Genomic DNA, 17,294 nt, shown 5'->3' on the forward strand with positions numbered 1-17,294 from the left:
CCGCACGGCTGCTCAGGGGCAGGTGATCGTTCGTCCGCGCCGATGTCGCTCCGGCGGGCGCGGGTGGTTCTTGGACGGTTAAGGGATGGTTCGGGTGCAGTGTCTGCACCCCGTGACGTCGTTGTTTGCACCCCGCTGGCCCGTCTTTGCACCCCGCGGGCTTGTGCGGGGTGCAGTGGTTGCACCGCGGTATCGGGGTTGTCCACAGAGGCATCGGACTTGTCCACAGCCCGGGTAGGACCGCGGCGCTCGAGAGCGAGGTCCCAGCCGTGGGGGCGACGGTCGGCGCGTTTGATGTAGGCGGCGACGATTTCGGGGTCGGACGCGCGGATCAGGTCGAGTTCTTCGAGTGCGCGGAGGGCGTACTGGACGGACCGGGTTGACAGGCGCGTATAGGTCGACAGCGTGGCGATCGCGGGGAAGGCATTGCGGCCGTCCGGACCAGCGTGGTTCGCGAGTCCGACGAGCACGATCGCCAGTGACGAGGCGTCGCGGCGATCGCGGGGGATCGGGGCCTCGGTCAGAGCCCAACTGATCGCTTCCACACTCATCGCCGACCACCGCCCGACATCCGCAGATGAACCGGGTCATGGCGGCGTGAAGGGCCGCGAGAACGACCATGCAAAATTGTGTTGTGGATCACTGCGCCAAGTCCTTCTCGAAAGGTTCGAATCGGGTCTGGCACTCACGCAAAGTTGTCCTGGAGTTGCCCGAACGTGCGGGGAAACTCTGTGGTCAGGAGGTACGGCGAGGGACACCTCAGCCGGCTGACCAGCCATAATGAGGACTTACCGGTACTGCTGGGTACTGGAAAGTACGGCAATACACAATCCTCTAGAACTGTAAATCAGACGGCACTGCCTTCGGGGGTTCGAATCCCTCACCCGCCACACCAGAGTAATCACCCCCGCGACCTGCGAAAACAGGACACGGGGGTGTTTTGTTCTGTCCGACTGCCTCAACATGTCAACACCGATCTCGCTGTCAGCGTTCCCGTGAGGGCGAAACAGCAAGATCGGCGCGTGTTCGGGCGGCGGCGGGCCAGTGGGGGGTGTTCCACTTGTCGGCGGCGACGGCGGCGACCTCCGGATCATCAAGCCACAAGGTCACCGTCGCCCTGGCCCCCCGCCGTGCGGCCGGTGCCAGCTTTCGGGGAACGCCAGAACAGAAGGTGGGGAGACATACGTGACCGAGTTCGCCTATCCGGAGCGCCGCCTGGCCCTCAGGCAGCTTCCCGGCTGGGAACCCGTGAACGCCGTGGCGCGAGCGGCCCAGTGGCAGCTCGTCGCCTCCAACGCGGGGGGCGGGGACGAGGATTACAAGAGGACGGTCACCTGGGGAGTCGCCCCTGAGTTCTGGGTCTGCTACCTCGAGGACCGTATTACCGATGTGTCTGTGCTTGTCGTGTTCGGCGCGGACCGGGAAGCCGTGGACACGCTGGCGGACCGGCTGTCGCGGCTGCTTCCGGTCTGGTCACGCGAGGAAATCCTGGAGCCGTTCGGCGAGGACCTCACGCCCCAGGACAGGGCGCGCGGACTCATGCGTCTTGCGTTGTTCGGGTCGGACGAGTTCGATCCGGAGATCTTCGTGCGAATAGAGGCGGCGGCGCGGCATCGGGATCCGCGGATCCGCAACGCGGCGATGTGGACGACCGTGTATCTCGCCTGGCCGCAGGCACAGGAGCTGTTGCGGCGAATAGCCGATGAGGACCCGGATCCCAGGCTGACCGCGTCGGCGCGGCGTCTGCTGGGCTGAAGCCCGCATGAAATGGACGAACCAAAATCGGGCGACAGGTGTTCGCGTGACCCGCACAGTCGGCCGGTGTTCGATTTCGGGATCGCGGGCTACCGGCCCCGCTGGCTGACCGACCTTGCCGAGATCCGCCGGGAACACGGCGATCGTCTGGCCGCTCTCGTCGGTCGACGGCTCACGACCACGCGGCTGATGTGGGATCCCGACCGCGACGAATGGTGGAGCGACGGACCTGTGGTGCTGGGTTTCGAGGAGGAGCAAGTCGAGGTCAACCACCAGAAGTTCGACGAGGTTTCCATCACCTGGAACTCGGTGGACATCGGTCGCGCTCCAGCCGTCGAGGGCTTTCACCTGGGCTGGCGGGGCGATGCCCCACACGAGTTGGTCGCGTTGTGTGGACGGCGTCTTTCGTCCGTTGCGCTCCTGCAGTGGCACGGCGAGGACAGGGACGTCGCCGACGACACCTGTGCGGTGTGTTTCGACTTCGGGTCAGACGGTTCGGTTACCGTCGCCAACGGGTTGGACGAGAACCACCTCGACTTCACGGTCCCAGAACCACGGTGGCGGCGGCATTCACTTCCCTGAGCGGCAAGACCTGTTTTACAGCCGGTGGATAACCTGTGGATAACTTGTGGACAAGCGGCGGTCAGTCCGCTCGGCCAGTGGGGAAGCCGCCCAGTTCACGGGCGACGATCTCGGGTTCGTCCAGCATCGACAGCACGTAGGCGCCCGGAACCTCGGCATAGCGGGCGCGAGGGAGGAGTTCGGCCAGCCGACGGCCGTGTTCCGGCGGCATCACCCGGTTGTCCGGGGACCACAGCACCAGCGTTTCGCCTTCGAACTTGGCCAGGGCCTCGGTGTCCCGCACCAACGTCGCCTTGTCGAACCCTCCCCGGCAATAAGCCAGCAGGTCGCGGTGCACCCCGCTGTCGCGAAGGACCGGTTCCGTCCAGCGCCTGATCAGTTCGCTGGGAACGGGCCGCCGCGCCATCTGTCCGAACAGTGGCGGCAGCCGGCGCAGCCAGTCGATGCGCAACTGGCCTGCCGCGAGCCGGAGACCTCCCGGCAGGGCCGCGGCGAGGGCCACCATCCTGCCGGGTAGTCCGGGTGGGAAGTTGTCGAGACCGTAGGCGGTGAGGAACAGCGCGCCGCCCCAGTCGCTGTGCACGAGCGTTACCTCGTCGAGTTCGAGGGCGTTCAGCAGGTCGGCGACGATCCGCACCTGTCCCGGCAGTGTCAGGTCCGCGTCCGGGCTCATTGCCCGGCGATGCGAGCCCAACGGCAGGACCGGGCGCAGGTAACGGAAACCGTCTGGAAGCAGCGCTAGGACGCGATCCCACACGGTGTGGTCCATCAGCAGCCCGTGCAGGAGAACCACCGGTGGGCCCGAGCCGGTTTCGTCGTACTCGACGACCCCCGAGGGAATGTGGATCTCGTGCATACCACCTCCGCTAGAATGATCGCTCTAGAATGAATAGGCGAGTGCGAACCGACCGGCGAATCGTGCGGGTGATGGCGGAACTCCTGCGCGCGCAGGGGTATACGGCGACCGGGATCCAGCAGTTGGCCAAGGCGTTCGGGGCGCCGACCGGCTCGATCTACCACCACTTCAGGGATGGCAAGCGCGAGGTCGCTGCGGCCGCCCTGCGGCAGACGGGTGCGGCATACCTCGAGCTGATCCCGTCACTGCTCAACGGCGACGCCGACCTCGTGACCGGGATCGAGGCGGCGTTCGCGGCCGCGGCCGGGGACATCGCGAACACCGGGGGCCACCATGTGCCCGGTGGCCACGGTCGCCGCTGAGATCGCCGACACGGAGCCGGAGTTGCGGCAGGTCGCGGCGGAGGTGATGGACGCGTAAATCGACGAGGGCAGCCGGATTCTGGCCGCGAAGGGGCTTTCCGGCGGTGACGCGCGTACCGCGATGCAGGCGCTGCTTTCCGCGCTGGAGGGAGGATTTCTCCTCGCCCGTGCACAGCGTTCCGCCGAGCCGTTGCTCGCCGCGGGCCGTGCGATGGCAGGTTATCTGGCGTCGTTGCGGGCCGGGGTCCGGAACGAGTAGCCGGGACCGGCGGGCAACCTTGTGGCCAGCCGGTCGAACCTCAGCGCTTGTCCCGGAATTCGGTGCGGATGTGCTCGTCGTCGTGGTACGCGCGTTCCTGTGCGTAGGCGCGGTAGGCGCGCTCGTCCGCTTCCGTGTCCAGCGACGCGGCCAGCGCGCGCGGGTGGAGGTGTTCCTTGAGCACGACGTTGAGCTGCGCGCCCAGCAGCGTCACGATGCTCTGCAGGTAGAACCACCACAGCAGCGTGATCACGGTGGCGAACTGGCCGTAGGTGCGCTGCGCGGTGTGCAGGTAACGGCTGATGATCAGCGAAGAAAGCGATTGCAGCACGAAGAACAGCAGACCGGACAGCATCGCGCCGGGCAGTACGTCCCGCGTGGTGATCTCGCGGTTGGTGAGGATGCGGAACGCCGCGACGAACAGGCCCACGTCCAGTACGACCGCGACCGCGTAACCGAGCAGGTGCCCGGTCCAGCTGAAGCCGAGCGCGCCGGCCGCTCCGGCGACGAACCCGGTGACCAGGGTGGTGAGCACAAGCCCGAGCCCGATGGTGACCAGGACGGAGAGGCTCCGGCCGATCTGCTCGACGAACTTCGGCCGGTCCTTGTACGGCAGTTCCCACACCGAGTTGAACGCGAACTGGGTGACCCGGACGGCGCGCATCCCGCTCCACAGGGCGGTGACGAGACCGAGGATCAGCGCCCACCATGAGCCGGTCAGGCCCTGCAGGCTGGACGGATCGACCAGCGGGAACATCGTGCCGACGGTGGTCAGGACGTTGTTCCTGAGGTTCGACGGCAGGAAGAACCCCAGCAGCGTCACGAACACCAGGAACAACGGGAAGATCGAGAAGAACGCCCAGAAGGCGATCATGCTCGCCAGTTGCGGCGACCGGTCTTCGGCGAACTTGCGGACCACCGCGACGGGCACCGCCACCGCGCGGTGCTCCCGCTGGAACCGATCCACCTGTTCGAGCTTGGCCTTCACCTGACTGCCGGAACGACCCTTCTGCTGGTTCACGGTCCGAGGAATACCCGTTCCCGTATGGCGTGAACCGGGCGGACGGGATGCCGCAACCCCCGTTCCCGGCCTAGCATCGCTTCGTGGACCTGCCCGTGATGCCGCCGGTGAAACCGATGCTCGCCAAGGCCGTGCACGAGGTGCCGACCGCGCCCGGACTGTGGTACGAGCCGAAATGGGACGGCTTTCGCTGCATCACGTTCCGCGACGGTGACGAGGTCGAGCTGGGTTCCCGCAACGACCGGCCGCTGACGCGGTACTTCCCTGAACTGGTGGATCTGGTCAAGCTGGCCCTGCCGCCACGCTGCGTGGTCGACGGGGAGATCGTGATCGTGACCGAGCGCGGGCTCGACTTCGACAGCCTCCAACTGCGCCTGCATCCGGCGGCCTCGCGGGTGCGCAAGCTCGCGCAGGAGACGCCCGCGAGCCTCGTCGTGTTCGATCTCCTCGCTCTCGACGACCGCGATCTGACGCACGAACCTTTTTCGGAACGGCGGCGGCTGCTGGAAGGTGTCGTCGGGTCGTCGCTGGCCCGCGTGCACCTGACCCCGATGACCGAAGACCCCGCCGTCGCCCGCGACTGGTTCGAGCGGTTCGAAGGCGCGGGATTCGACGGGGTGGTGGCGAAGCCGTCGAACCAGCCCTACGCGCAGGACAAGCGCGTCATGTGGAAGGTCAAGCACGAGCGGACCGCGGACTGTGTGGTCGCCGGATTCCGGTGGCACGCGGACGGAAAGGGCGTCGGCTCGCTCCTGCTGGGCCTCTACGACGACGCGGGCACGCTGCATCACGTTGGCGTCGCGAGCAGTTTCACCGCCGCCCGGCGCGGGGAACTGGTTGGTGAGCTCGCTCCACTGAGGGAGAACGCGCTGCAGAACCATCCGTGGCGTGACTGGGCCGACGCGCAGCGCGAGAGCGGCGGGAGGATGCCGGGCGGGTTGAGCCGGTGGAACGCGCAGAAGGACCTGTCGTGGGAACCGCTGCGGCCCGAACTGGTCGCCGAGGTCCGCTACGAACACCTGCAGGCCGACCGGTTCCGCCACGGGACCCGGCTGGTGCGGTTCCGCCCGGACCGCAAGCCCGAGTCGTGCACCTACGGACAACTGGAAGAGGTCGCCCCGGCGGAACTGGCCGCGCTGTTCACCGAGGTCGCCTCGCCGTGAGCGTGACCATCGAGGTCGATGGCCGTCGGCTCACCGTTTCCCATCCGGAAAAGGTGTACTTCGGCGAGCGGGGCGAGACGAAGCTCGACCTGATCCACTACTACCAGGCGGTGGCCGGGCCACTGCTGGGCACGCTGGGCGGGCGACCCCTGCTGCTGGAGCGCCATCCCGACGGGGCGGGCGGCAAGTCGTGGTTCCAGAAGCGGGTGCCGTCCTCGGCGCCGCCCTGGCTGTCCACCACCACGGTGGCCACGCCGAACGGCACCACCAGCGAAGCGCTCGTCGCCGCGGACCTGGCGCACGTGCTGTGGGCGGTCAACCTCGGGTGCCTCGGCTTCCACGTCTGGCCGTTCCACGCGGCCGCCCCGGAGCTCACCGACGAGTTGCGCATCGACCTCGACCCCTCGCCAGGGGTCACCTTCGGGCAGGTGCGTGAGGCGGCCCGGCACACGCGGGAGTTGCTCGGCGAACTGGGCATCGAGGCGTGGCTCAAGACGACGGGTTCACGGGGGCTGCACATCTACGTCACGCTCGAACCGCGGTGGAACGGTTACCGGGTGCGGGATGCCGCCGTCGCGCTCGCCCGCGAACTCGAACGCCGCCATCCCTCGTTGATCACCGCGCAGTGGTGGAAGGAGGAACGCGGCGCACGGGTTTTCGTGGACTACAACCAGAACGCGCCGCACAAGACCGTGTTCGGCGCCTGGTGCGTCCGCCCGCGCAGGGGTGCGCAGGTGTCCACGCCGATCGCGTGGGAGGACCTGGACACCGTCGAACCGGACGAGCTGACCATCGCCACCGTGCCCGCCCTGCTGGTCCGGTGCGGTGATCCGTGGGCGCGGCGCCGGCCGCAGTCGATCGAGCCGCTGCTGGAGAAATCCCGTCAGGACAGGGAAAACGGGTTGATGGACGCCCCGTGGCCGCCGGTGTATCCGAAGATGCCGGACGAGCCGCCGCGGGTGGCGCCCAGCCGCGCCAAGAAGAACTCCTGAACTACCGGAGGATCCTCCGCTTCTGCTACGCTCGGCTCTTCATACCGGAGGATCCTCCGCTTAGCTGGGAGTGTGCACGTGACAGAAACCAAGAAGGCGCCCGGCGGCTCCACATTGCTGGCCGGACGGCCCGTCGCGCGGATCGGGTTCGGCGCCATGCAACTGGGGCCGCTTCGCGGCCGCCCGCCCGTCGACCGCCCGCGGGCACTGGAAGTGCTACGCCGGGCCGTCGACCAGGGCGTCAACCACATCGACACCGCGCAGTTCTACGGCGACGGGGCCTGCAACGAGCTGATCCGCGAGGCCCTGCACCCCTTCCCCGACGACCTCGCCCTGGTGAGCAAGGTCGGCGCCGACCACGACCAGCGTGATGGGCTGGTAGCGGCGCAGCGGCCCGAGCAACTGCGCGCGGGCGTGGAGGAAAACCTGGCCGCCCTCGGGATCGACCAGTTGGCCGTGGTCAATCTGCGTCGTCTCGACGCGCCGCCGGGCATCCTCGCCGAGGGAGACCAACTCGTCGACCTCGACAGCCAGTTGGCCGAGCTCATCGCCCTGCGGGACGAGGGCAAGATCGGCGCGATCGGGTTGAGCAACGTGAGTGCCGCGCAACTCCGTCAGGCGCTGCCTGCCGGGATCGCCTGCGTCCAGAACGGCTACAACCTCGTCGACCGTGCCACAGGGCCGGTGCTCGACCTGTGCCGGGAGCACGACATCGCCTGGGTGCCGTTCTTCCCGCTCGGCTCCGCGTTCCCCGGTCATCCCAAGGTCGTCGAGCAGCCCGCGGTCATCGAAGCGGCTGCCTCGCTGGGGGTGACGCCCGCGCAGGTCGGGCTGGCCTGGCTGCTGGCCCACTACGAGCACACGTTGCTCATCCCGGGCACCGCCGACCCGGGCCACCTCGACGAAAACCTGGCCGCCGGTGATGTCCGCCTTGACACGGACATCGTCGAAAGCCTCGACGGCGTCGCCGCTTCGCTGTCGTAAATCCGTTGACGCGTCCGAGGCAGGGGCGGAAACTGGACCCATGAACGCGACGTGGAACCACCGGTTCGTGGCACGGCTTTCCGCCGTGGCGCGACGGAAGCGTGCCCGTCGCGGGTTCCGTGCAGTGGACTGAACCACTGCCTTCTTCCGGAAATGCCGTTCTTCACGGCGTTTTTCCCCTGCCCCGGTAGCTCAAGTGGACAGAGCGCCGCGCTACGAACGCGGAGGTTCGAGGTTCGAGTCCTCGCCGGGGTGCACCCCGGTTTCCCCTGTGCACGGCGGGAAGCCGGCTCCAGCCTTCGTGGTCCAACGGACACGACGCCGGTTTCCGGAACCGGAGATCCAGGTTCGACTCCTGGCGAGGGCGCGGTCAGTAAACGATCTCTTGTGGACAGTGGAAGACGGCGACCCCGTCCGGGGTTTCCCGGCCGGGGTCGCCGTCGCGGTTCACGCCGCCTGCGTCACCGGGGTGGACGCGGGGGACAGGGCGAGCGCGAGGACCTCGCGCACGGTGGTGACCGGGTGCACGTCGAGTTCGGCCAGCACGTCCGCGGGGACGTCGTCGAGGTCGGGCTCGTTGCGCTGCGGGATGATCACCGTGCGCAGGCCCGCCCGGTGCGCGGCGAGCAGTTTCTGCTTCACCCCGCCGATCGGCAGGACCCGGCCGGTCAGCGACACCTCACCGGTCATCGCCACATCGGCCCGCACCACCCGTCCGGACAACAGCGACGCCAGCGCGGTGGTCATGGTGACGCCCGCCGAAGGGCCGTCCTTCGGCACCGCCCCGGCGGGGACGTGCACGTGGACTCCGCGGTCCTTCAGATCCCCGACCGGCAGCTCCAGTTCGGCGCCGCGCGAACGAAGGTAGGACAGCGCGATCTGCGCCGACTCCTTCATCACGTCGCCAAGCTGGCCGGTCAGCGTGACGCCGGTGCCGCCGGTCTCCGGGTCCGCCAGCGACGCCTCCACGTAGAGCACGTCACCGCCCGCGCCGGTCACCGCGAGACCGGTGGCCACGCCCGGGGTCGCGGTCCGCTGCGTCGAGGCGGGCAGCGACGACTCCGGCAGGTGCCGGGGCCTGCCGAGATAGCCCGGCAGTCCTTCGGCGTCCACGGTGAGCGGTAGCGTGGCCTCTCCGAGCGCGACCTTCGTGGTGATCTTGCGCAGCACCTTCGCGATGGTGCGGTTCGCGTCGCGGACGCCCGCTTCGCGGGTGTACTCGGCGGCGATCCGGCTCAGCGCGGCATCGGTGAACCGCACGTCGTCCTGGCCGAGCCCGGCCCGCTCCAGCTCACGGGGAAGCAGGTGGTCCCGGCCGATGATCACCTTCTCGTGCTCGGTGTAGCCGTCGAGGGTGACCAGTTCCATCCGGTCCAGCAGCGGTCCGGGGATGGTCTCCAGCGCATTGGCCGTGGCCAGGAACACCACGTCGGACAGGTCCAGTTCGACCTCGAGGTAGTGGTCGCGGAAGGTGTGGTTCTGCTCCGGGTCCAGCACTTCGAGCAGGGCCGCCGTCGGGTCGCCGCGGTAGTCGGTGCCGACCTTGTCGACCTCGTCGAGCAGCACGACCGGATTGATCGAACCGGCTTCCTTGATGGCCCGCACGATCCGGCCGGGCAGGGCGCCAACGTAGGTGCGCCGGTGGCCGCGGATCTCCGCCTCGTCCCGCACGCCGCCGAGCGCCACCCGGACGAACCTGCGGCCCATCGCCTTCGCGATCGACTCGCCGAGCGAGGTCTTGCCCACCCCGGGCGGGCCGACCAGCGCCAGCACGGCACCCGAGCGGCGGCCGCCGACCTGGCCGAGCCCGGCCTCGGCGCGCCGGTTGCGCACCGCCAGGTACTCGACGATGCGTTCCTTCACGTCGTCCAGACCGGCGTGGTCGGCGTCCAGGACGGCACGGGCCGCGGCGATATCGTGCACGTCGTCGGTGCGGGTCTGCCATGGCAGTTCCAGCACGGTGTCCAGCCAGGTCCGGATCCAGCCGCCCTCCGGTGACTGCTCCGAGGTCCGGTCCAGCTTGTCCACCTCGGCCAGCGCGGCCTTGCGCACATGCTCGGGCAGCTCGGCCGCTTCCACGCGGGCGCGGTAGTCGTCCTCCTTGGCGCTGCCGTCCAGCTCGCCGAGTTCCTTGCGGATCGCTTCGAGCTGGCGTCGCAGCAGGAACTCCTTCTGCTGCTTTTCCATGCCTTCCGCCACGTCCTTGCGGATCGTGTCGGTGACCTCCAGTTCGGCCAGGTACTCGCGGCTCCATTCGAGCGCGCGCTCCAGCCGTGCTGCGACGTCGAGCGTGGCCAGCAGTTCGAGCTTCTGGTCGAGCTTCAGGTACGGCGCGTTGCCCGCGAGGTCGGCGATCGCCGAGGGATCGTCGAGCTGTTGCACCGCGTCGATCATCTGCCAGCCTTCGCGCTGCTGCAGGATCGTGATCACCACGGACTTGTAGTCGGCGGCCAGCGCGTTCGCGCGCTCGCCGCCGGTTTCGGTGACGGGCTCGGCCTGCACCCAGCGGGCCGCTCCCGGGCCCTGGCCGGTCTCGCCGAGACGGGCACGGCGGGTACCGCGGATCAGCACCGCGGCCTTGCCGCCGGGCACCCGGCCCACCCGTTCGATCGTGGCGACCGTGCCCAGCTCGGCGTATTCGCCGTGCACCCGGGGCACGATCAGGACCTCGGGCTTGGCGGGCTTGGCCGCGGGCAGGGACCGGATTCCGGGGAACGACGGCGAACTCGGCGCCTTGGCCTGCGCGGATTCCACCGCGGCCCGGATTTCGGCGTCTTCGAGCTCCAGCGGGACGATCATGCCGGGGAGCACGACGTCTTCGTCGAGAGGCAGGAGGGGCAGGAGCCTGATTTCGGTCATCGGGGCGCTCCTTCGTAGTTGAGTCTGCACAGCTCAACTTCTCTGAGCCCCAATTTGTTTCCCCAGGTCGTTCGCTGTTAGCGAGCAACCACACCTGTGCTGTCACGGACAGTCGGCATTGCCGTGAGGGGACCCCTCACGGCCTTGGCCCCGCGGCCCGCCCGATCAGGCCTGTTTCTCTGCCACTCCGCACCAGCCGAACGGGCGGGAGATCGCCTCGATCGGAGTCAGCTTGGTGTCCGGACGCCAGTCCGCCGGGTGCACCAGCCCCGGTTCGACCAGCGGCCAGTCACCGAACCACTGCGCGATGTCCGCCTTTTCGCGCACCCACAGCGGGTTGCTGGTGTTCCGGTAGGCGTCCGCGAACCGGCGCACCGCCGCGGCGTCCTCTTCTGGCGCGCCTTCGCTGGTGATGTGCGAGATCGCGAGCCAGCTTCCCGGGGCGAGCTTGCGGCGATAGCGCTCCACGATCTCCTCGGGGTGATCGTCACCGCCGATGAAGTGCAGCACCGCGATCATCAGCACGCACACCGGCTGGGAGAAGTCGATCAGTCGCCGGGTGGTCTCGTGCCTGAGCACGGCGCCGGTGTCCCGCAGGTCGGCCTGGACCAGACCGGCCCAGTCGGTGGCGCCGTCCCGCTCCAGCAGCAGTGTGCCGTGCGCGGCCGCGACGGGTTCGTAGTCGACGTAGACCACGCCGGCCCGTTCGCCCTCCGGCAAGTGCTTGCGCACGATCTCGTGCACGTTGCCCACCGTGGGCACGCCGGACCCCAGATCGAGGAACTGGCGGATCCCGGCGTCCATGGCGGCGCGCACCGCCCGCCCCAGGAACTGCCGGTTCTGCCGTGCGAGATCGCGAACCTGCGGGAACAGTTCGACGACCTGCTTGCCGAACTCGCGGTCCACGGCCCAGTTGTGCGTGCCGCCCAGGTACCAGTCGTACATCCGGGCGGCGGAAGGCTTGTCGGTGTCGACCCCTTCGGGTGCTTCGGGAGCGAGGTCTTGGCTCTCGGTCATGGCTGCTTTCTATCGCACCGCCGGACGTCGGTACCAGTAGGTCCACAACGGCCGGTAACCCTGCGCGTACCAGAAGGGGGTGGACGTCGGATTCGGCAGTGCGTGGTGCAGCAGGGCAGCCTCCATGCCGGCCTCGTCGAACAACTGGTGCGCGTGTGCGGCGAGCGCGCTGCCCACCCCCGAGGACCGGGCGGCCTCGTCCACATGGAGCGAGGCGACGTAGCCCATCCGGTCGACCGCGACGAACGGGGAGATCCAGGCCGTTCCGGGCGGGAACTGGATCCTCAGCAGGCCGAGCGGGCGACCGTACAGTTCGGCCAGCCACGCCGTCGGTTCCCCGCGCCGCAATTCTTCCGAGAGCGCTTCCCGCAGCAGGCCCTCCGCGTTCGGACGCGGGGTCGCCAGACCGAACTGCGCGTCGTAACGCTGCAGCCGGAGGGACAGCGCGACCGCGGTGTCCAGGTCGGCCGGTTCGGCGGGGCGGATGCGCACCCCCGGCTGAGTGGCGGGTCCCGGGGCGGCCAGGCGGTCCGCGGGACGCACCGCGAGCACTCGAACCGGTGCGAAACCGTGCCGCAGCAGTTCGGCCGAGCCCGCCGGATCACGGCTGGGGCGCGGAACCACGGCCGCCTGCTCCCAGTCCGACCGCGGCACCAGCGCACTGAGATGTTCCTCCCACTGCGCGAGAACATCGGCGAAGCACTCGCCGGCCAGCGGGCCGGCCAGCCGGGTGAGGAGCCGGTGCTCGACCAGCACCCGCCACAGAGAGTCACAATCGTTCGCGGCGATTTCGCTGCGCACCGCGACCCCGTGCGCGACCGAATCGCCCGTTTCCCGGCGCCAGCCGGTGTCGCCATACCAGTCAGCAAAGGGGTCTGACGTGGGCAGCAGTGAATCCGTACCGCTCGTGTCCAGCGTCTGCTCCGTTGCGATCACCTCCCTTTTCCGCGGCCTTTTCCCCAGCAGGCCGGGGCCGGATTCGGACTGGGACACGGTTACCCCCAGCGATCAACAAAATTGCGGAAACGGAGCAGTTTTCACCCGGTAGTCGAAGGAGGCGCCGCTAGTTGGCAGTTTGTTAACTATGAGGTGATCTGATGCCGGTCGGAAAGAGGCCGAAGTACGCCCTCCGGGGTACAGTGACAGCCTCGTTCGTGCGGAGATCAAGGTCACCCGAACGGGGTGATCGACCGAGCGCGTACTGGGGTGACTGGGCGGGAAGGAGGTTGCATGCCGGGCACAAGCGACACGCCTGACGCTCCTCCGGCGGCAGCCGAAGCTGTCGACGAGGCCGGTGACCAGGGACCGTCCGGGCAGGCACGGGGGGACGAGCGGCGCTTCCGCCGCTACACCCTCGCCGTGCTCACCTTCGGGCTGCTCTCCGCCGCCGCCGTATCCCTCTGGCTGCCGTTCCAGCCGGACGCCAGGCTCTGGTGGATCGGACCGGTACTGGCCCTGTCCTTCCTGCTGGCCGAACAGCTGGGCATCAACGTCGACGTCCGCAGCGGTATCTCCTGGACCATCTCCTTCACCGAAATCCCGCTGGTCATCGGCTTTTTCGTGGCGCCGTTCGAGGTGGTACTGATCGCCCACCTCCTCGCCGGGATCAGCACGCTGCTGGTGCGCCGGGTCTCCGGCCGCGTCCTCTACAACGCCGGTGCCTTCCTGCTGGAGATCACCAGCGCCTTCGCCGTCGCCGGTCTGGTCCAGCGCGCCATGGGCAGCGCCGGGATGACCTGGCCCGCCGCGCTCGCCGGCACCCTGACCGCCCCGCTGGCCAGCACCTTGCTGGCACTCGCCGCGGTCCGCGTGCTGCGCCGCCGGATGCGGATCGGGACCGCGCTGCGGCTGACCGGCCGCATCCTCGTCGTCGGCTTCGTCAACGCCTCCGTGGGGCTGAGCGGCTACCTGGTGATCGCCGGGACCGGGAACGCGTGGCCGCTGGTGGTCGCGGTTTTCCTCGGCCTGTCGGCGCTGTACTGGGCCTATTCGGACCTGCTGCGCGAGCAGCGCGACATGGAAGCGCTTTCGGACGTGAGCCTCATGGTCGCGCGGTCCGGCCAGCAGGCCGCCGCCCGGCCGGCGAGCCGGGTCGACGATCTCGCCGGAGGGGTGGACGTCGGCGAATGGGCCACCATCGCCGAGCGCATCAAGGACCAGCTGTCCGCGGCCAGGGTGGTGCTGCGGCTGCGGCTGGAACCGACCGCCACCATGCGGACGGTGGTCGCGGGCGAGCCCATGCCCACGGCGGACGGTCTCGGCGACGACGCCCTGCTCCGTTTGCCCGGCGCGCACGTCCGGCACTTCCGGATCACCGAGGCCAACGCCGACGTGGCCGCCGCACTGCTCGACCGCGGCGCGCAGGAGGCACTGGTGGTGCCGCTGCGCAGCGCGAACCAGTTGCTCGGCGTCGTCGAGGCGCACGACCGCCTCTCCCGCTGGCGCGGCTTCGGCAAGTACGACGTGCAACTGCTCGGCACCATGGCCAGTCACCTGGCCACCGCGCTGGACAACCGCAGGCTGCTGGCCACGCTGCGGCACGATGCCTACCACGATCCGCTGACCGGCCTGCTCAACCGGCCCGGCTTCCGCCAGGTGGCGCGCGAGCCGCTGCGCGACCGCACCGACGCCGCCGTGCTCCGCGTGGATCTCGACGTGTTCTCGACCGTGAGTGACGCACTCGGCTATGTCTGGGCGGACCGGATGGTGATCGCCGCGGGGCGGCGCATCCGGGAGGCCCTCGGCCCCGAGGTGCCGGTGGCGCGGCTGGAGGGCGCGTCGTTCGCGGCGTTGCTCGTCGAGTGTGACGGTCCTCGCATCCACGAGGTCGCCCAGCGCCTGCGGGAGCAGCTGTCCTCCCCGTACCTCGTCGACCGGCTCACCGTCGAAGCGAACGCGATGGTGGGTTACGCCACACCCTCCGAGGAGGAGGGCGGCGAGGGGATGGACGTGGACTCCCTGCTGCAGCGCGCCGACGTGGCCGTGCGCGCGACCCGCGGCGGGGAAGAGGTGCGTGCCTACGTGCCCAGCATGGGGCAGATCTTCCTGCGCCGGTTCCAGATGGTCACGCAGTTCCGGCAGGCGCTGGAAGAGGGCCAGGTCAGCGTCCACTACCAGCCGAAGGTGTCGCTGCCGAGCAGACAGGTCCTCGGCGTGGAGGCGCTGGTCCGCTGGGTGCATCCCGAGTTCGGCAAGCTCGATCCGGACGAGTTCGTGCCCGCGATCGAGGCGGCGGGCCTGATCGGGGTGCTCACCGGGTTCGTGCTGGAACAGGCGCTGATCCGGGTGCGCAAATGGATGGACGAGGGGCTGCGGATCTCCGTGGCGGTCAACCTGTCCGTGCGCAACCTGAGCGATCTGGACTTCCCGAAGAAGGTGGTCGAGGCGCTGCGCAGGTTCGGGGTGCCCGCCGAACTGCTCACCTTCGAGCTGACCGAGTCCGGGGTGATGGCCGACCCGCAGAAGGCGCTGCCGATCCTGCGGGAGTTGCACGCGCTGGGCATCGTGCTCGCCGTCGACGACTTCGGCACCGGGTACTCGTCGCTGGCCTACCTGCGGCAGCTGCCGGTGGACGAGGTGAAGATCGACAAGAGCTTCGTCCTCGGCATGGGCACCGATCTCGGTGACCTCGCCGTGGTCCGTTCGATCGTGGAGCTCGGGCACTCGCTCGGCCTGACCGTGGTCGCCGAGGGCGTCGAGGAGGACATCGCGCGGGACCAGCTCGAGGCGATGGGCTGCGACGTGGCGCAGGGCTACCTGATCTCCCGTCCACTGGCCGAGGACCGCCTCGAAGCCTGGCTGCAGGCGAGAACTGCGAGGTCAGCGGGCCGTCAGGCGGAGACGGTGCTGACCCTGCTGAGTTAACGGGACCCCCCTGAAACAGGGCCGGAAGGCGTTGGTAATCTTTTCGAGGCTTCAGCGCGAGGCGCTGGGACCACAGGCCCCTTTAGCTCAGTCGGCAGAGCGTCTCCATGGTAAGGAGAAGGTCTACGGTTCGATTCCGTAAAGGGGCTCGCGGGCAGATGTTAGTCTGTCTAGGTGGGAGTGTGCGCGATCATGCTCCCAGTGCCCTTAGACCCCCGGGCGGTGGGCACAAGGGGCGGTGTAGCTCAGTTGGCAGAGCAAGCGGCTCATAATCGCTGTGTCGCCGGTTCAAGTCCGGCCACCGCTACCGGGACTCGAGTTTTGTAGAGAAAGGCTTAGCCGTGGCTGCCACCGACGTGCGACCGAAGATCACGCTGGCGTGCGAGGAGTGCAAGCACCGCAACTACATCACCAGGAAGAACCGTCGGAACGACCCCGACCGCCTGGAGATGAAGAAGTTCTGCCCGAACTGCGGTACGCACCGGGTGCACAAGGAAACCCGCTAGCCTGTAGATGTCACGAAGGCCGCCCCGGATCACCGGGGCGGCCTTCGTCGTTTCCAGGCGCCTTCGCCCCCCGCAGCGACCCTGAGTAACCTGCTGGGGTGGCACTGGACCAGTCGTTCATCGGGCGGAGTTACCCGCCGGCAAGCACCTACGAGGTGGGGCGCGAGAAGATCCGGGAGTTCGCCGACGCGATCGGGGACGACAACCCCGTCTACTGCGACCCGGAGGCGGCTCGTGCCGCCGGTCACCCCGACGTGATCGCGCCGCCCACCTTCCTCACGGTGATCAACCTCGCGGCGATCAACACCATCGTCGCCGATCCCGAACTCGGCCTCGACTACTCGCGCATGGTGCACGGCGACCAGAGCTTCCAGTACACCCGTCCGGTGCATGCGGGTGACCAGTTGCGGCTCACCACGCACGTCGAGGACATCATGGCGCGGGCGGGCAACGACTTCCTGACCGTGCGTGCCGAGATCACCGACGCCGACGGTGAGCCGGTGTGCACCACCCGCGCGCAGCTCGTCGTCCGAGGGGAAGGTGCCTGATGGAATTCACCGTGGGGACGGAACTGCCGCCGCTGCAGGTGCGGGTGACCCGGGAGCGGCTGGTGCGCTACGCCGGGGCCTCGCTGGACTTCAACCCGATCCACTGGAACGAGCGTTTCGCCAAGCAGGTCGGCCTGCCCGACGTGATCGCGCACGGCATGCTCACCATGGCGCTGGCGGGCCGGATGGTCACCGACTGGCTCGGTGACCCGGGACGGCTCGTCGAATACGGGGTCCGGTTCACCAGGCCCGTGGTCGTGCCCGACGACGAGAAGGGCGCCCTGGTCGAATTCACCGGAAAGGTGGGTGACGTCCGAGAGGACGGCACCGCCCGGATCGACCTGACCGCGAAGTTCGACGGCAAGACCGTGCTCGGGAAGGCCACCGCCGTCGTCCGCTGAAGCCCGCCCCGGCCCGCCGGGACTCAGCGCAGCAGCCTCAACACCGCCTCCGCCATGGCCTGTTCCCCCTTCGCGTTCGGGTGCAGGGAGCTGGCGGGGGAGGTGGGCACCAGGTCCTCCACCCA

At 68.7% G+C, this 17,294-nt stretch carries 17 protein-coding genes and 4 tRNA genes; 15 read left to right on the forward strand and 6 right to left on the reverse strand.

Features of this window, described 5'->3' with window-relative positions; translation table 11 throughout:
- The coding region (locus FNH05_RS12685; protein ID WP_144587728.1) for a helix-turn-helix domain-containing protein at positions 1 to 551 on the reverse strand (551 nt) is incomplete at its 3' end.
- A gap of 634 nt (positions 552 to 1,185) precedes the next feature.
- Between FNH05_RS12685 and FNH05_RS12690 the strand changes: the two genes are divergently transcribed.
- Positions 1,186 to 1,755 (forward strand): hypothetical protein, encoded by a 570-nt coding sequence (locus FNH05_RS12690; protein WP_144587730.1) that lies wholly within the window; start codon positions 1,186 to 1,188, stop codon positions 1,753 to 1,755.
- 66 nt (positions 1,756 to 1,821) lie between these two features.
- Positions 1,822 to 2,337, forward strand: a complete 516-nt coding sequence (locus FNH05_RS12695; protein WP_144587732.1) for a hypothetical protein — start codon at positions 1,822 to 1,824, stop codon at positions 2,335 to 2,337.
- Between the two features lie 61 nt (positions 2,338 to 2,398).
- On the opposite strand, the gene FNH05_RS12700 is transcribed toward FNH05_RS12695, so the two are convergent.
- The gene (locus FNH05_RS12700) at positions 2,399 to 3,193 is read right to left on the reverse strand and encodes an alpha/beta fold hydrolase (protein WP_144587734.1); all 795 of its coding nucleotides are present in this window, start codon (positions 3,191 to 3,193) and stop codon (positions 2,399 to 2,401) included.
- 41 nt (positions 3,194 to 3,234) lie between these two features.
- Here FNH05_RS12700 and FNH05_RS38825 point away from each other — a divergent pair, with 41 nt between their 5' ends.
- Both FNH05_RS38825 and FNH05_RS38830 read left to right on the forward strand, forming a co-directional pair.
- Positions 3,235 to 3,555, forward strand: coding sequence for a TetR/AcrR family transcriptional regulator (locus tag FNH05_RS38825; protein WP_222426590.1), 321 nt, complete (start codon positions 3,235 to 3,237; stop codon positions 3,553 to 3,555).
- A 79-nt stretch (positions 3,556 to 3,634) separates the two neighbouring features.
- Positions 3,635 to 3,814 (forward strand): LmrA/YxaF family transcription factor, encoded by a 180-nt coding sequence (locus FNH05_RS38830; RefSeq protein WP_425458442.1) that lies wholly within the window; start codon positions 3,635 to 3,637, stop codon positions 3,812 to 3,814.
- Between the two features lie 40 nt (positions 3,815 to 3,854).
- Here the strand turns inward: FNH05_RS38830 and FNH05_RS12710 are convergent, their stop codons facing one another.
- Positions 3,855 to 4,835, reverse strand: coding sequence for a YihY/virulence factor BrkB family protein (locus tag FNH05_RS12710; RefSeq protein WP_144587736.1), 981 nt, complete (start codon positions 4,833 to 4,835; stop codon positions 3,855 to 3,857).
- An 83-nt stretch (positions 4,836 to 4,918) separates the two neighbouring features.
- Between FNH05_RS12710 and FNH05_RS12715 the strand changes: the two genes are divergently transcribed.
- From FNH05_RS12715 to FNH05_RS12735, 5 genes are all read left to right on the forward strand, one after another.
- Positions 4,919 to 5,998 carry an ATP-dependent DNA ligase gene (locus FNH05_RS12715; protein WP_186382516.1) on the forward strand — a complete coding sequence of 360 codons (1,080 nt, stop codon included), beginning with the start codon at positions 4,919 to 4,921 and terminating at the stop codon, positions 5,996 to 5,998.
- Entirely contained in the window at positions 5,995 to 6,990 is a 996-nt protein-coding gene (ligD, locus tag FNH05_RS12720; protein WP_144587738.1) for a non-homologous end-joining DNA ligase, read from the forward strand. Before FNH05_RS12715 ends, ligD begins: the two co-directional genes overlap by 4 nt.
- A 78-nt stretch (positions 6,991 to 7,068) precedes the next feature.
- Entirely contained in the window at positions 7,069 to 7,974 is a 906-nt protein-coding gene (locus FNH05_RS12725) for an aldo/keto reductase (RefSeq protein ID WP_144587740.1), read from the forward strand.
- Between the two features lie 181 nt (positions 7,975 to 8,155).
- A tRNA-Arg gene (locus tag FNH05_RS12730) sits at positions 8,156 to 8,229 on the forward strand.
- 40 nt (positions 8,230 to 8,269) lie between these two features.
- A tRNA-Arg gene (locus FNH05_RS12735) sits at positions 8,270 to 8,341 on the forward strand.
- Positions 8,342 to 8,421: 80 nt separating this feature from the next.
- Here FNH05_RS12735 and lon read toward each other — a convergent pair.
- The 3 genes from lon to FNH05_RS12750 all read right to left on the reverse strand — a co-directional run bounded on the left by lon (position 8,422) and on the right by FNH05_RS12750 (position 12,786).
- Positions 8,422 to 10,833, reverse strand: coding sequence for an endopeptidase La (gene lon, locus FNH05_RS12740; protein ID WP_144587742.1), 2,412 nt, complete (start codon positions 10,831 to 10,833; stop codon positions 8,422 to 8,424).
- 165 nt (positions 10,834 to 10,998) lie between these two features.
- Positions 10,999 to 11,850, reverse strand: a complete 852-nt coding sequence (locus FNH05_RS12745) for an SAM-dependent methyltransferase (protein ID WP_144587744.1) — start codon at positions 11,848 to 11,850, stop codon at positions 10,999 to 11,001.
- A gap of 9 nt (positions 11,851 to 11,859) precedes the next feature.
- Positions 11,860 to 12,786 (reverse strand): GNAT family N-acetyltransferase, encoded by a 927-nt coding sequence (locus FNH05_RS12750; RefSeq protein ID WP_246127689.1) that lies wholly within the window; start codon positions 12,784 to 12,786, stop codon positions 11,860 to 11,862.
- 294 nt (positions 12,787 to 13,080) lie between these two features.
- Here FNH05_RS12750 and FNH05_RS12755 point away from each other — a divergent pair, with 294 nt between their 5' ends.
- The 6 genes from FNH05_RS12755 (at position 13,081) to FNH05_RS12780 (ending at position 17,169) form a co-directional block, all read left to right on the forward strand.
- Positions 13,081 to 15,714 (forward strand): putative bifunctional diguanylate cyclase/phosphodiesterase, encoded by a 2,634-nt coding sequence (locus tag FNH05_RS12755; RefSeq protein WP_144587746.1) that lies wholly within the window; start codon positions 13,081 to 13,083, stop codon positions 15,712 to 15,714.
- 76 nt (positions 15,715 to 15,790) lie between these two features.
- A tRNA-Thr gene (locus tag FNH05_RS12760) sits at positions 15,791 to 15,863 on the forward strand.
- Positions 15,864 to 15,948: 85 nt separating this feature from the next.
- Positions 15,949 to 16,021 (forward strand) — tRNA-Met (locus FNH05_RS12765).
- Positions 16,022 to 16,055: 34 nt separating this feature from the next.
- Positions 16,056 to 16,220, forward strand: a complete 165-nt coding sequence (rpmG, locus tag FNH05_RS12770) for a 50S ribosomal protein L33 (RefSeq protein WP_006238057.1) — start codon at positions 16,056 to 16,058, stop codon at positions 16,218 to 16,220.
- Positions 16,221 to 16,318: 98 nt separating this feature from the next.
- Positions 16,319 to 16,768 carry a MaoC family dehydratase N-terminal domain-containing protein gene (locus FNH05_RS12775; RefSeq protein ID WP_144587748.1) on the forward strand — a complete coding sequence of 150 codons (450 nt, stop codon included), beginning with the start codon at positions 16,319 to 16,321 and terminating at the stop codon, positions 16,766 to 16,768.
- Positions 16,768 to 17,169, forward strand: a complete 402-nt coding sequence (locus tag FNH05_RS12780) for a MaoC family dehydratase (protein WP_144587750.1) — start codon at positions 16,768 to 16,770, stop codon at positions 17,167 to 17,169. The genes FNH05_RS12775 and FNH05_RS12780 overlap by 1 nt, the downstream gene beginning before the upstream one ends.
- The last annotated feature ends 125 nt before the right edge of the window (positions 17,170 to 17,294 follow it).

This window comes from Amycolatopsis rhizosphaerae, assembly GCF_007713715.1.
Lineage (GTDB): Bacteria > Actinomycetota > Actinomycetes > Mycobacteriales > Pseudonocardiaceae > Amycolatopsis_E > Amycolatopsis_E rhizosphaerae.

Coding starts and splice junctions, on each gene's coding strand:
- FNH05_RS12755 (WP_144587746.1), top strand. CDS start 13,081: ATGCCGGGCACAAGCGACACGCCTGACGCTCCTCCGGCGGCAGCCGAA.
- FNH05_RS12700 (WP_144587734.1), bottom strand. CDS start 3,193: ATGCACGAGATCCACATTCCCTCGGGGGTCGTCGAGTACGACGAAACC.
- FNH05_RS12745 (WP_144587744.1), bottom strand. CDS start 11,850: ATGACCGAGAGCCAAGACCTCGCTCCCGAAGCACCCGAAGGGGTCGAC.
- lon (WP_144587742.1), bottom strand. CDS start 10,833: ATGACCGAAATCAGGCTCCTGCCCCTCCTGCCTCTCGACGAAGACGTC.
- FNH05_RS12780 (WP_144587750.1), top strand. CDS start 16,768: ATGGAATTCACCGTGGGGACGGAACTGCCGCCGCTGCAGGTGCGGGTG.